15 protein-coding genes are annotated in these 13,422 nt (G+C 63.8%); 4 read left to right on the plus strand and 11 right to left on the minus strand.

The annotated features are described in order from the left end of the window. Positions 1-244: 244 nt before the first annotated feature. Positions 245-1,081, minus strand: coding sequence for an outer membrane protein OmpK (locus N430_RS20190; protein WP_110635518.1), 837 nt, complete (start codon positions 1,079-1,081; stop codon positions 245-247). 113 nt (positions 1,082-1,194) lie between these two features. Continuing rightward, positions 1,195-1,527 (minus strand): potassium channel family protein, encoded by a 333-nt coding sequence (locus N430_RS20195; protein ID WP_256592155.1) that lies wholly within the window; start codon positions 1,525-1,527, stop codon positions 1,195-1,197. A gap of 196 nt (positions 1,528-1,723) precedes the next feature. Between N430_RS20195 and potE the strand changes: the two genes are divergently transcribed. The 3 genes from potE to N430_RS20210 all read left to right on the plus strand — a co-directional run bounded on the left by potE (position 1,724) and on the right by N430_RS20210 (position 4,378). Beyond that, a complete protein-coding gene (potE, locus tag N430_RS20200; RefSeq protein WP_110634685.1) occupies positions 1,724-3,055 on the plus strand; it encodes a putrescine-ornithine antiporter in 1,332 nt (443 codons plus the stop codon). Further along, entirely contained in the window at positions 3,052-3,966 is a 915-nt protein-coding gene (locus tag N430_RS20205) for a transporter substrate-binding domain-containing protein (RefSeq protein WP_110634688.1), read from the plus strand. Before potE ends, N430_RS20205 begins: the two co-directional genes overlap by 4 nt. A 115-nt stretch (positions 3,967-4,081) precedes the next feature. Next, on the plus strand, positions 4,082-4,378 hold the full coding sequence (locus tag N430_RS20210; RefSeq protein ID WP_110634691.1) for a hypothetical protein: 297 nt from the start codon (positions 4,082-4,084) through the stop codon (positions 4,376-4,378). A 34-nt stretch (positions 4,379-4,412) separates the two neighbouring features. Here N430_RS20210 and N430_RS20215 read toward each other — a convergent pair whose 3' ends face one another. Beyond that, the gene (locus N430_RS20215) at positions 4,413-5,180 is read right to left on the minus strand and encodes a hypothetical protein (RefSeq protein WP_110634694.1); all 768 of its coding nucleotides are present in this window, start codon (positions 5,178-5,180) and stop codon (positions 4,413-4,415) included. Between the two features lie 163 nt (positions 5,181-5,343). Next, positions 5,344-6,156 carry a LysR family transcriptional regulator gene (locus N430_RS20220; protein WP_110634697.1) on the minus strand — a complete coding sequence of 271 codons (813 nt, stop codon included), beginning with the start codon at positions 6,154-6,156 and terminating at the stop codon, positions 5,344-5,346. Positions 6,157-6,278: 122 nt separating this feature from the next. On the opposite strand from N430_RS20220, the gene N430_RS20225 reads away from it, so the two are divergent. After that, positions 6,279-7,007 carry an SDR family oxidoreductase gene (locus N430_RS20225; protein ID WP_110634699.1) on the plus strand — a complete coding sequence of 243 codons (729 nt, stop codon included), beginning with the start codon at positions 6,279-6,281 and terminating at the stop codon, positions 7,005-7,007. Positions 7,008-7,449: 442 nt separating this feature from the next. On the opposite strand, the gene N430_RS20240 is transcribed toward N430_RS20225, so the two are convergent. The 7 genes from N430_RS20240 to N430_RS20280 form a co-directional block, all read right to left on the minus strand. Further along, the gene (locus N430_RS20240; protein ID WP_110634702.1) at positions 7,450-7,905 is read right to left on the minus strand and encodes a transposase; all 456 of its coding nucleotides are present in this window, start codon (positions 7,903-7,905) and stop codon (positions 7,450-7,452) included. A 518-nt stretch (positions 7,906-8,423) separates the two neighbouring features. Then, positions 8,424-8,936: a DUF2878 domain-containing protein gene (locus N430_RS20255; RefSeq protein WP_110634705.1), complete on the minus strand. Its 513-nt coding sequence runs from the start codon at positions 8,934-8,936 to the stop codon at positions 8,424-8,426. A 2-nt stretch (positions 8,937-8,938) separates the two neighbouring features. Beyond that, positions 8,939-10,198, minus strand: a complete 1,260-nt coding sequence (locus tag N430_RS20260) for a cyclopropane-fatty-acyl-phospholipid synthase family protein (protein ID WP_110634708.1) — start codon at positions 10,196-10,198, stop codon at positions 8,939-8,941. Next, the gene (locus N430_RS20265) at positions 10,173-10,985 is read right to left on the minus strand and encodes a DUF1365 domain-containing protein (protein ID WP_110634711.1); all 813 of its coding nucleotides are present in this window, start codon (positions 10,983-10,985) and stop codon (positions 10,173-10,175) included. Before N430_RS20265 ends, N430_RS20260 begins: the two co-directional genes overlap by 26 nt. After that, entirely contained in the window at positions 10,982-12,229 is a 1,248-nt protein-coding gene (locus N430_RS20270; protein ID WP_110634714.1) for an NAD(P)/FAD-dependent oxidoreductase, read from the minus strand. The genes N430_RS20265 and N430_RS20270 overlap by 4 nt, the downstream gene beginning before the upstream one ends. 3 nt (positions 12,230-12,232) lie before the next feature. Further along, positions 12,233-12,985 (minus strand): SDR family oxidoreductase, encoded by a 753-nt coding sequence (locus N430_RS20275; RefSeq protein ID WP_110634717.1) that lies wholly within the window; start codon positions 12,983-12,985, stop codon positions 12,233-12,235. Next, positions 12,982-13,404 carry a nuclear transport factor 2 family protein gene (locus N430_RS20280; protein ID WP_110634720.1) on the minus strand — a complete coding sequence of 141 codons (423 nt, stop codon included), beginning with the start codon at positions 13,402-13,404 and terminating at the stop codon, positions 12,982-12,984. Before N430_RS20280 ends, N430_RS20275 begins: the two co-directional genes overlap by 4 nt. Positions 13,405-13,422 lie beyond the last annotated feature (18 nt).

Genomic DNA, 13,422 nt, shown 5'->3' on the forward strand with positions numbered 1-13,422 from the left:
TATATGGGCCGCTGACGCGGCCCATATAGCGCTGCAAACGTCTTTTTCGCCGGGTGAGGCTATTCGCGCTCTCGCGTGCTGATTCCACAGGCAGTCAGCTCGACTCTGAGTTTCGATGTATTTACTGCGTTTTCACACAGCCTGGGTCGTTAGCAGCCAGCTACGACCGGTTGCAGCGAGAGCTAGATAGCTGCCGGTAAGGCCAACAGTTCCAGACAGTTGTTCCGCGAGGACAAAGGCGACGTTAGAAGTGGTATTTAACCAAGGCACTCGCGGTGTTCTGGTCGGTCGTAAACCCTTTCGAGTCCCTGATGCCGTACTTGTCCGACCAGTAGTCATACTCCAGCCCCACATACAGGTGCTTGGCCTCGTACCCCATGGCCTTGCCAAGGTCGTACTTGAGCTGCGGGTTGAAGTGCAGGTTGGCGTGGTAGTCCGACTGGTTGCGGTGGTTGGAACTGGCGTCCTTGTTGTTGACAACCCAGTCCATGAAGCCATCAAACAGGATGTCCGAGTTGCCGACGGGAATCGTGATGGCCCAGGCCGGCGTCACCTGCCATGCGCCGGAGGGTACGCGATTGCCGTCGGGCTTGCGGTAGTAGACGTTGAGCTGGAAGTAGTCGAAACCGGGGATGGCCAGGTCGACGGCAGGGCCAAGCAGGTAGGTCTCGACATCTCCTTCGCCGAATTCGTAGGTGCTGGCAATCAGCACATCCTTGATCGGGCCGAATGACAGATCGGTGCCGCTGATCTTGCCCAGCGACAGGCGCGGGCTGAACTCGCCGTAATAGCTGCTCTTGCCGTTGTTGGCGCTTTCCTTGCCGTTGTAGTTGATTTGGTCGACGAAGAACCAGATGTCGCCCCAGGTCCAGTTGCTGGCACTTTCGAAGGTGAAGGTCTGCTGGATGGGCGGGTCGACCTTGTAGTTCTTGCCCCAGAGATAGGTCAGGCTTTCGTTGTGCCAGAGCAGAGGCCCGTCGTTGACTGTCGGCCCTGGCGCCAGGTCCTTTCCGCCGGCAAGGGACTGCCCGGTTGCCAGCAGGCCACTGGCGATCAGCAGGGAAGCCAGGGTACGTTCCATGTTCATGCGCCTCACATTGCGATTCGAGAAACCTTATTCACTAGTTCGCCTGGAGGGGGCTGTCAAATGCTGCAGACCGTCAGAGCCCATACGGTTGCAGTTGATCCTTGGTCTCAGTGGATACCTTGTTCTTCCAGGATCTTGCGCAACGCATGCACGCCGACCGCAACGATCAGCCCGGTCATGAAGATGCCGGCCAGGCCGATCAGCATGGCCAGGCAGCGCGCCACGCCCAGCTTGGGCACCAGGTCGCCATAGCCAATGGTCAATCCGGTCACGAAGGAAAAGTACAGGCCATCGCCCACAGGCCAGCCTTCCAGCGCGCCGACGGCCATGCCGAGCAGGGCCATGAGCACCAGCAGCATCGACACGATCGGCCAGACGACCAGCAGCCCGCGCCAGAACTCCCGGATGAAGTCGTGGCGCAACTGTTTCATGGCTCGCATGGGACTCTCCTTGAAAGAAGCAAACGGCGGATTTGTTCACCCTCGCACCTGGCTGCACTGCCAATCACCAGCCATCATCATGTAGCTGAATCTAGCCGTACTGGCCGCGTTGCGGGTGTGTTGCACCTGGCTGGCCGACGATTTTGCAGTGCAATCACTCCCTTGGGTATCGACGTTTGGCACGGAGGTCATCATCGTGCGCGATCCTGCAAAAAAAATGGGCCTGGTCGGGCTCACTACGTTGGTCACGGTGAACATGATGGGCTCCGGCATCATCATGCTGCCGGCAAGCATGGCGCAGATCGGCGCCGTTTCGCTGTTGTCCTGGGTGATCACGGCGGCGGGGTCGATGGCCATCGCCTATTGCTTCGCCCAGTGCGGCATCTACTGCACGCGTTCAGGTGGCATGTCGGCCTACAGTGAAGAGGCCCACGGCAAATCTGCCTTCTTTCTTTGTTCCTATCTCTATTTTCTGTCGCTGATGATCGGCAACGTGGCCATCGGCATTTCTGCCGTGGGCTACCTTACGCCCTTCATCCCCTGGCTTGGCAGCGGTGCGGTACCGCTGCTGGTCGGGGCGGTGGCGCTGATCTGGTTCACGACCCTGGCCAATCTGGGCGGCGCCGACATCACCGGGCGGCTGGGGGCGATCAGTGTCTGGGGCGTGATCGTGCCGGTGGCTGGCCTGAGCCTGATCGGCTGGTTCTGGTTCAGCCCTGCTACCTTCGAGCAGGCGTGGAACCCCGGGCAGGTACCGGTCGGCCAGGCGATCACCAACAGCATTCCGCTGACACTGTGGGCGTTCCTGGGCATGGAGTCGGCTGCGCAGAACTCCGACGCGGTGGAGAACCCCAAGCGCAATGTGCCGCTGGCGTGCCTGTTCGGTACGCTGGGCGCGGCGGTGGTGTACGTGCTGTCGACCAGCGTCATCCAGGGCATCGTGCCCAACCCCGACCTGGCCAACGCCAGCGCACCGTTCGCCCTTGCTTACGCGCGGATGTTCGATGACACCGTGGGCAACGTGATCATGGGCCTGGCAGTGATCGCCTGTGTCGGCTCGCTGCTGGGCTGGCAGTTCACCCTGGCAGAGACCGCCAAGGTCACGGCCGGGCAGGGGCTGTTTCCGAAACTGTTCACCCGCACCACGGCCCGCGGCGTTCCCCTGGCCGGGATGCTGACCTGCGCGCTGATGCAGAGCCTGATCGCCCTGTCGACCTTGTCACCCAACGCCAGCGCCCAGTTCGGCAGGCTGGTCAACCTGGCGGCAGTGACCAACATCATTCCCTACATCACCTCGCTGACCGGCTTGCTGGTGATCATGTACAAGGCCCAGGTGGACATCGCCATTTTCCGCCGCAACAGCGTCATCATGCTGGTCGCCGTGGGCTATTGCTTCTACGCGCTGTACGCCTCGGGCCTGGAGGCGGTGTTCGGTGCGGCACTGATCATGGCGTTGGGGTACCTGTTGTTCGGTTTCATAGCCAAGCGCTTCATCAAGGGGCTGGACATGATCGGAGGCGCGCCATGAATAGCAAGGCGAAGTTGGCCAGCCTGTGCTTCGCCAGCCTGATCGGCTGGGCGGCATCTCATGCCACGGTTGCCGCCGCGGACGTCTTGAGTCGGATACGTGACAGCCAGGTGCTGACGCTGGGCTACATGGACGGCTTTGCGCCGTTTTCCTCGGGCAACGAACAGGCCCCGCAAGGCTACACGGTCGAATTGTGCCGGGCCGTCGCCGAACGGCTGCGCCAGGCGCCTGGTTTCGCCGGGCTGCAAGTGCGCTGGCGAGCGCTGCCGGAAGAGGAGGTTGGACGCACCCTGAGCGAGGGGCAGGTGGACCTGTTCTGTACGCCGGCGGTGGAAACCCTCGCCAGGCGCAAATCCCTGGACTTCTCCATCCCGGTGTTCACCTCCGGCCTTGCCGTCATGGTCAGGCGCGATGCGCCCCCGACCTTGCTCGGCCCGCTCAACGGCCGTGCCAGCGATAATGGCCCACGCTGGCGCGCGACGATCAATGCGGGCCTGAGCAAACACAGCTTTGCCGTGCTGCACGGCACGGTGAGCAGCGACTGGGCCCGCCAACGGATTCGCCAGCTTGGCTTGCAGTCCACCCTGCAGGAGGTGCCCACGTATCAGGAAGGAGTGCGCCGGGTGGTGGCGCGCGAGGTCGATGCGTTCCTCGGTGATCGGATGGTCCTGCTGGGCTACCAGGCCGGGCAGGCCGAACGTGAGCAGCTGTGGGTGCCGGACCGCCTGTTCGAGATGAACCGGGTGGCCCTGGCAATGGCCCGTGGCGATGAGGATTTTCGGTTGCTGGTGGACAGCGCCTTGAGTCAGGCATTGGCAGGGCAGCAGGGCGAGGCGCTGTTCAAGCGCTACCTGGGGGCGCCGTCGGCACAGGACCGCTTGCTGCAGAGCCTGTACCCGCTGCCCGATTGAGCGGGCCGATAGTCGGAAGCCGTTGGCAATCTGCGCAGGTCGCGTTGCGCTATCGGCCTTCTCCGCTATGGTGTGGTGAGCCATACACATAAGACTAAAGTCGTAGGAGGGCGGCATGCGGATTCGCGGGGATGTGTTCTGGAACTGGGCTGATCCGATACTTCACCATCGGGCTCATGATGAGACCCTGGACGATGGCACGCGCATTGATGTCCAGGTACGACTGTCGCGTACAGGCAACACACAGATGTTCATCGGCGTGTATGCAGGCTGCGGTATGGCGCTGCATGAAGAAGCCTTTGCTTCAAGGCCCGGTGAGTCGATGACCCGGGCGCTGGCCTGGGGCGTGGGGCAGGCGAGACGTGTCGCCGTCGAAGGGCCGTCTCGGTCCAGGCAGGCGGCTTACGTGTGAATTGAGGCTGACCGGGAACGGCAACTTGATCACCTCACAGGCACTTCAGCGATTGCGCCGGGTCGACGAACCGGTACCCCTCGGTGATCAGCCCATCAACCTTCAGCGCCGTGCGGTTACGTTCCGCCTGCTCACGCATGGCCGCTGTGACATTGACGTTCAGTTCGATCTGCCGGGGCGTGAAGTCGGCATCCGACTCTTTGATCGGGACCGCCGATTTCTGCAACTGGGCAAAACCCTGCTCGGAAAGCTGCACCGGGTTGATGTTGCGTTGCACGTCCCGCTCGCTGCGCGGGTTATTGCTGCGGATGGTGAAGTCCGGCTGGGCGACGCGGCCCGTGGGGCTGTAGAAGATCGAGGTGGCGAGCCGGTCCAGGGCGCAGTCTTCTTCCTTGCGCCGATGCACGAGATCACGCGCCGGGCGTTCGGGCAGCGCCAGGCGGGTGATGCCGAAATCGTTGATCGCACCCAGAATCTCGCGGTGGTCGTCCGACACCTGGATCTCACGACGCGGCGGCCAGAAATCGAAGTTGCCATGGCCGCCCCACCAGCCGCCGACATGAATCGCGAACATCTCGGGGTAGACCTTGCGCTCGCTGCGGCGCATCGGCTTGATGTCGTAGAAGCACATGCACGCCAGCTGGATGAGGTGGGTCGCCCCCAGCGCGGCCAGTGGTTCGTAGATGACGATGCCGAAGCGATCATGGGCGTTCCAGCCCGGGAACACGTCCCACATGCTGGCCGGTTTGTCTGCGCACTCGACTTCGTAGAAGTTCGAGCTCAAAGCATTGATCACGTGCATATCAGTCCCTTGCCGAGGCGATGGCCGACCAGTAGACGCCCGGCAGAACCGGATTGCATTTCAGCGCGCGCCTTGTTGTCGACAGATCGCGCCGCCGGTTGGCTGATGAGCGAGTCTTTGCAGGAAAACTGGGTGAGGCGTTCACCGGTTGCATCACCACGAGTCAGATGCTGGGCAATGCCAGCCAGGTCGGCTGGCCAATCGAAAGTTGCAAGGCATCGCGCAGCTGAATGACCCCTTCGACTGCCAATGCCTGGGCCGAATAGCACAGGCCGATGCGCCGACGCATATCCAGTTGTGGCAGCGGTTCGGTGCGCACATCACGCTGTTCGGCGGCCAGCGACTGCGGCACGATCGCCGAACCCAGCCCGGCGGCTACCAGTTCCAGAGCCAGTGCAAAGGTTTCGGCTTCGGCCACCGGGACGCCATCGTAGAACGGCTGCAGCCGCTGATGGCTTGGCTGTGCTGGGCAGATGATCCAGCGTTCATGCCCGTCGCTGGCCAATGGCAGGGCCCGCACGAACGGGTCACTGTGCAAGGGTAGAAACAGCTCGTCCTCACAGCGCAGTTCTTCGCTGGCCAGCCGCGCAGCGCCCATGCAGCCGGTCACCAGCTGCAGGCGCACGGCGGGTGTGATGGTTGCGGCAGCCAGCGCAAGCTGCTTCACCGTCGCCGAGCTGACATCGTGCTCCACGCCAATCTGCAAGGCTGCACAGACGCGGTCGCTGCGAAAGCGGGTCAGCAGCCTGTTGGCCTCGGCGACCATGCGCTGGGCTTCAGGGTAGAGCGCACGCGCATCGTCGGTGACTTCCACGCCCCTGGGCCGACGCACGAACAGCGTGGTGCCCAGTGCATCTTCCAGTGCCTTGATGCTGCCCGACAGCGCCGGCTGGCTCAGGTGTATGGCGCGTGCGGCGGCGGTGATATTGCGTTCTTCGAACACGGCGATGAACGCACGAAGCTGACGATAATCCACGGGTTACCCATAAGTTCTGCCGATGGCAGCCACAAGAATATCCCATTTTTCGTGCTTTTAACCCTTACCTATACTTGCTCTGCGTTTTATCAATAGGCACTTCGAATATCAGGAGTTTCCCCATGACTACCCATAAACCCCTGGTCGTGATCACCGGTGCCAGCTCCGGCATTGGCCTGGCCACTGCCAGGCTGTTGTCTGGCCGCGGCCACGCGTTGCTGCTGCTGGCTCGCCGCCTGGAGCCGATGCTGCAGCTGCAACTGCCCAATACTTTGGCGCTGTCGGTCGACGTGACCGACCGGGCGGCAGTGCTGGCGGCGGTCGGCCAGGCCGAGCAACGTTTCGGCCCGGTGGATGCGATCATCAACAACGCTGGCGTGATGCTGCTGGGCAACATCGCCACCCAGGACCCTGGCGAATGGGACCGCATGCTCGACATCAATGTGCGCGGGCTGCTTAACGGCATCCATGCCGTGGCTGCCGGCATGGTCGCGCGCAAGCACGGCACTATCATCAATGTCAGCTCCGTCGCCGGGCGCAAGACGTTCCCCAATCACGTCGCCTACGTAGGCACCAAGTTTGCCGTCAGCGGCCTGTCCGAGAACCTGCGCGAAGAACTGTCGCCGAGCAATGTGCGGGTGATCACCATCGAGCCGGGCGCCGTGGACACCGAACTGCTGAGCCATACCAGCGATGAGGGCATCAAGGCGGGCTACGACGAGTGGAAGAAAGACATGGGCGGGGTACTGAGCGCCGAGCACATCGCTGAGGTGATCGACTTCGCCTATGGTCAGCCGCAATCGGTCTGCGTGCGCGAGATCGTGGTCTGCGCCACGCGCCAGCAGCAATAACGGGGGCCATGTGTCTGGCCTTTGATGCGGTTGAGGGCCAACAGGTGCTTGCCTTTAGCTCTTCAGCGCCTATGAGATCGAGCGCCGCCCGCGCGGCGCATCGCGGGCAAGCCCGCTCCCACATTTGTTTCGGGCCAATCTCTCCTGTGAAGCCAACAGGGACCGCCTTGTTGGCATGGCAATGCATCTCGGTGGAAGCCAACAGAGGCATGGCGATGCATCTCGGTGGGCGCTGATGCAGCCCCACCTGTCTCCAGTCATGCACCAAGGCGGACCCTGTTGGCGGTACAGGAGTGACTGGCCCGAAACAAATGTGGGAGCGGGCTTGCCCGCGATGCGCCGCGCGGGCGGCGCTCGATCTCATAGGCGCTGAAGAGCTAAAGGCAAGCACCTGCAAGCCCTAGTGCGGTTTAGAGGCATGACCCTGCCAGCCTCATACACCTCACAACCAGACAGCATCCCAGTGTGGGTAATCACCTATCTTGCTCACCAGACCCGCTCTTACCGGGTTGTAAATGATATACCGCGCAACTTTCACCACATCTTCATCCCGTCGCAAGGCTCGGTCGTGATAACCAACTTGCCAGACAGGAGACGCCCGCTCGCCGGGTTTTCGCAATGCATGGCTGGATCGAGACTTGAAGCGGCGCATCAAAGCGCCGAGCGTCGCTTCTTTCAGTTCGATCAACCAATGCACATGGTCAGGCATTACTACCCATGCCAGGGTCTGGCAGTTGTTTTCCAAATCGGCTTGGCGAAAATGCCTTATCACCAACCTGGCAGAATGGAAATCATGGAACAGAGGTCTGCGCCGGTCAGTGGTCGAAGTGAGTAGATAGATCCTTTCGGGTTCAGAGCAGCGACCTCTGCGGAGCAAGCAGCTGTGGGGAGTGGGCATGCGATCATCCTTGAGCAGACATGGCCATTGGAAGGCTAGCCATTTCAGTGGTGGATGAGCAGTGGAACCATTTCAAGATTTGAGGCTGCAGATACAGAGGGGGGCATCTGGGCTTACAGGTGCATGGCTGGGAATGGCATTAGGGCTTACAGGTGCCAGGCTGGGAATGGCATCAGGGCTTACAGGGGCCTGTCACAAGATCTTTAGCGCCTGTGAGATCGAGCGCCGCCCGCGCGGCGCATCGCGGGCAAGCCCGCTCCCACATCTGTTTCGGGCCAGTCACTCCTGTGCCCCCAACAGGATCCGCCTTGTTCGCATGGCGATACATCTTGGTGAAAGCCAACAGGGCAAGACTATGCATCTCGGTGGGCGCTGATGCTGCTCCACCTCTCTCCAGTCATGCACCAAGGCGGTCCCTGTTGGCTTAATAGGAGTGACTGGCCCGAAACAGATGTGGGAGCGGGCTTGCCCGCGATGCGCCGCGCGGGCGGCGCTCGATCTCATAGGCGATACACCTCTCAAGGCATGCGCATGTCAGCCCTGACCGGCCTCCCTGCCGCGAACCGCAAGGCCAGCGGCAATGCCAACGCCCAAATCGGCGCGAGGACCAGCGCGGTCTCCAGGCGCCCCAGTGGCAGCTCGATACCAGCCAGTCGGGCGCCGGCCAGGTAAGCCAACGGGCCACCGAACAGGCCCAGCAGCACCGCGAGCCACGCGGGGTGGCCGAGCCCTGCCAGGCTATGACGCATGCCGCTGGCCAACACCAGCCATAGCAATGCCAGCCAGAGCGGCAACGGCCACGTATTGAAACTGAACACGCCGAGCATGCCCAAGGTGCTGTCCAGCAGGCAACCAACCGCCGCTACCCAGAGCAGCACACGCAGCTCACCGCCCGGGCTCAGGCAGAGGTGCAGCAGCAGGCCGACCACCACCACCAGCAACAGCCAGGGCCGGTGCGCCCCCAGCACACACAGCCACCAGCCGGCCTGCAACCACAGCGCGTTGCCCAGCAGCCAGCCACGGTGGCCCACGTTCAAGCGCCTGGCAGCGGCGCCCGCCGCGCGTTGGGCCCGGCCCACAGCATCTGGGCCACGCCAATGGTCCGTTCCTCGAAGCCGCCCTGGCAATAACACAGGTAGAACTCCCACAGGCGCTGGAAGGTGTCGTCGTAACCGAGCCTGGCCAGCTCCGTGCGCGAGTGGCGCAGGTTGTCGCGCCAATGGCGCAGGGTGCGCGCATAGTCCTGGCCGAAATCTTCGAGGTGCACCAGGTTCAGCGCAGTCTGGCGGCTGGCGGTGTCGAGCAGGACGCTCAGCGAGGGCAGGGCGCCGCCGGGGAAGATGTAGCGCTGGATGAAGTCCACCGAGCGACGGGCCTGGGCGTAGCGCTGGTCGCGGATGGTGATGGCCTGCAGCAGCATCAGGCCGTCGTCCTTGAGCAGCGCGGCGCACTGGCGGAAGTAGGTGGGCAGGTAGCGGTGGCCGACGGCCTCGATCATCTCGATGGACACCAGCTTGTCGAAGCACCCGCGCAGGTCACGGTAGTCCTCGTGCAGCACAGTGACCAACCGCTCCAGGCCCAGCGCCTTGACCCGCTGCAAGGTGTGGGCGTGCTGCGCGGCGGAGAGCGTGGTGGTGGTGACCCGACAGCCATGCTGCAGGGCCGCGTGGATGGCCAGGCTGCCCCAGCCGCTGCCGATTTCCAGCAGGTGTTCGCCGGGCTTGAGCTCGAGCTTCTGGCAGATCTGCCGGAGCTTGTTCGACTGGGCCTGTTCCAGGCTCTGCTCGGCACTGTCGAACTGAGCGGCGGAATACATCATGGTCGGATCGAGCAGCCGCTCGAACAGCGCATTGCCCAGGTCGTAGTGGGCCAGGATGTTGCGCCGCGCGCCGCGCCGGCTGTTGCGGTTGAGGCGATGCAGCAGGCGCAGGGCCGGGCGCGCCAGGCGGGCCAGGCCGCCTTCCATGGCGTCCAGCACGTCGAGGTTGGCGACGAACAGCCGGGTCACTGCGGCCAGGTCGGGGCTGCGCCAGTAGCCGTGGATGTAGCCTTCGCCCGCCCCGATCGAGCCATTGCCGGCGACCAGGCCCCAGGCGGCCTCGTCAACGATTTCCACTTCCGCGTAGAGCGGGCTGGCGACATCGCCGAAGGTCCATTGCCGGCCCTGGCTGATCAGGCGCAGATGGCCACGGCTTAGCTGGCGCAGCTGCGCCAGCACCGCACGCCGGGCCAGGCTGCCGAGCAGCGGCGTGATGCCGGCGGATTTGCTAACGCTCAAGATCGGTTCGGACATGGTCGGGTTCCTCGCGGATGGCTTGGCCAAGCGCCAGGTCGTGCTGGCTGGCGGTGTGGTTGTGCACAGGGGTGCGTTTGAGTAGCAGGCGCAGGGCTTGCCAGTAGATGCCGCTGACGGTGCGCAGGCTCATCCAGGGAAAGGCCAGCAGGTGTCGATGCAGGCTGGCGCGGTCGAGCGGCTGGCGTTGCACGGCGAGGTCTGCTGCGAACACCAGGTGCCCGGCGTGCCAGTTTTCCATGTGCACGCGCACGCGTTGTGCATCGACGGCGAAGCGCAGCCGGTAGTCCATGTCCATTGGCATGAACGGCGAGACATGGAAGGCCTTGGCTGCGGCAAATGGCTGGGTCAGGTCGCCCTGTACCGGCAACACGTAGTGGAAGCGCTCGCGCCAGGGGGTGTTGCGCACCTCCAGCAGTACGGCCGCGACCTGCCCTTGGCGGTCGTGGCAGAAGTAGACGCTCACCGGGTTGAACGACAGCCCCCAGCAGCGCGGTTGCGTCAGCAGGTGCACGGGGCCTTCGGGCACCTGCCCGGTGGCCTGGCCAACCAGCAGGCGTGCGGCCTCGATCAGGGGCATGCCTTGGCGGGTCAACGCGGGCAGGTAGTCGGTTTCGCGCCAGCACAACGGCGCCAGGCGCGAGCGGCCGAGCCAGCGGGAGAGGTTGAGCAGGCGCGGCAGTTCGTCGAGGTCCAGGTAGAACAGGCCGATGCGGTAGCGGAACGCGTGGGGCCTGGGCGTCAGGCGCCGGTGGCTGACCCAGCCGTGGCACAGGCTGCTGTTCACAGCGTTTCTCCAAAGCGCCTGGCGACCGTCAGCGCACTGAGCACGCCGTCCTCGTGAAAGCCATTGGCCCAGTAGGCACCACAGTAGTAGCTGTGCAGCGGGCCTTGCAGTTCACCCTGACGGGCCTGGGCGGCCAGCGCGGCGAGGCTGTACTGCGGATGCGCGTACTCGAAGCGGGCAATGATTTGCGCAGGGTCCACCATCGCGGTCTGATTGAGGCTGACGCAGAAGGTGACCGGCGCCTCGATGCCCTGCAGGATGTTCATGGCGTAGGTGAGCGCGGCGGGGGCCTGCTCGCTGCCACCGAGGCGGTAGTTCCAGCTGGCCCAGGCCCTGCGCCGGCGCGGCAGCAGGCGGGTGTCGGTGTGCAGCACCACGTCGTTGCTGGCGTAGCGGATGGCGCCGAGAATCGCCTGTTCCGGCTCGCTTGGGCGGTCCAGCAGTGCCAGGGCCTGGTCGCTGTGGCAGGCGAAGACCACCTTGTCGAAGCGTTCGCTGCCGCCTGCCCAGGTCACCGTCACGCCTTCATCGTCGCGGTTCACCCGTTGCACCGGGCAGTTCAGGCGTATGCGCTCGGCAAAGGGCCGGCACAGCGGTGCCAGGTAGCTGCGTGAACCGCCTTCGATCACCCGCCATTGCGGGCGCTGGTTGACCGACAGCAGGCCGTGGTTGCGGCAGAAACGCACGAAGAACTGCAATGGAAAATGCAGCATGTCGGCCCGAGACATCGACCAGATGGCCGAGCCCATGGGCACGATGTAGTGCTCGATGAAGCGCTGACCGTAACGATTGTTGCGCAAGTAATCGCCCAGGGTGGTCGCGCCATCGATACGTTGCTGGTCGAGGTCGGCCAGTGACTGGCGGTTGAAACGCAACACATCGCGCAGCATGCCCCAGAAGGCTGGCGACAACAGGTTGCGGCGCTGGGCAAACAGGCTGCGCAGGTTGTGCCCGTTGTATTCGAAGCCGGTTTGCGGGTCGTGCACCGAAAAGCTCATCTCGGTGATCCGCGAGGCCACGCCCAGGTGTTCCAGCAGGCGGATGAAATGCGGATAGGTCCAGTCGTTGAAGACGATGAAACCCGTGTCCACGGCAAAGTGCTGGCCGCGCCAGTGCACATCGACGGTATGGGTGTGCCCGCCGACCCGGTCTGCCGCTTCGAATACCGTGACATCATGCCGGCGTGACAGCAGGTGGGCGCAGGTGAGGCCGGCGATGCCGCTGCCGATGATGGCGATGCGCATGGTTCAACCCTGGGGCTGGCGCGCCAGGCGCCGGCCCAGCATCAGGCGCCAGCGTGCCGGCAGTGCGCCGAGCAGGCGCAGCAACAGGGTGAAGCTGGCGGGGAAGGTGATCTCCAGTGGGCGACCTGGCAGGCGTGCGGCAATGTATTTGGCGGCGCGTTCGGCGCTCCACAGCTGGGGCATGGGGAAGTCGTTGCGGCGCGTCAGCGGGGTGTCGACGAAACCGGGGCTGACCAGGGTGACATCAATGCCCTCGCTGGCCAGGTCCAGGCGCAGCGACTCGACCAGGTAGCGCAGCGCGGCCTTGGACGCGCCATAGGCACCGGCCCGTGGCAGGGCAAACCAGCTGACCGAACTGCCCATCACCACCAGATGCGGGCGTTGGCCGCGACGCAGCAAGGGCAGGGCGGCGGCCAGGCAATGGCTGGTGCCGATCAGGTTGGTGTGGATCACCCGCTCGACCAGTGCCGGGTCGAACTGGCCTGGCTCCAGGTACTCGCAGGTGCCGGCATTGAGGATTACCAGGTCCAGCGAGCCCCAGGCCTGCTCGATCTGCGCGGCGATGCGTGCCACCTGCTCAGGCTGGTCGACATCGCCGACGGCCAGCAGCACCTGGCCTGCAAAGCGTGCGGCCAGGTCTGCCAGGCGCTCTGCCTGGCGAGCCCCAAGCGCTACGTGGTGCCCTTGCTCCAGCAGGCGCTGTGCCAGTTGCGCGCCGATGCCGCTGCTGGCACCGGTCAGCCAGCAGCGGCTCATGCCAACCTGCCCTTGAGCCAGCGAATTGCGCCGCCCAGGACTGGAACATGTTCATAGAGCAAGGCGCCGGCGTCGAAGTAGTCCTGATGCAAGTAGACCCGTCCACGCCAGCGCAGGTGGCTGCAGCCTTGCAGGCTGATCGGTTGGCCGCCGGCCAGGCGCGGGTGGCGATAGTGCAAGGTCCAGCGGATGTAGCCGTGGCCCGGCTGTGGCTCGTCAAGGTCCTCGAAGGTGTAGCGGACCTCGGCAACGTTGGCGTACAGCTGCGCGAAATAGGCACGCAAGGCCGTGAGCCCACTGACGTGATGGAGGGGGTCGCGAAAGCTGACGTCGTCGCTGTACAAGTCGCCGAGCAGGTCGAGATTGTGCGGACCCAGAGTGGCAAAGCGTTCGGTGAAATGCTGCAGGTAGGTGGACATGCACAATACCTGTACAAA

Source organism: Pseudomonas sp. CC120222-01a (assembly GCF_003097235.1).
Taxonomy (GTDB): domain Bacteria; phylum Pseudomonadota; class Gammaproteobacteria; order Pseudomonadales; family Pseudomonadaceae; genus Aquipseudomonas.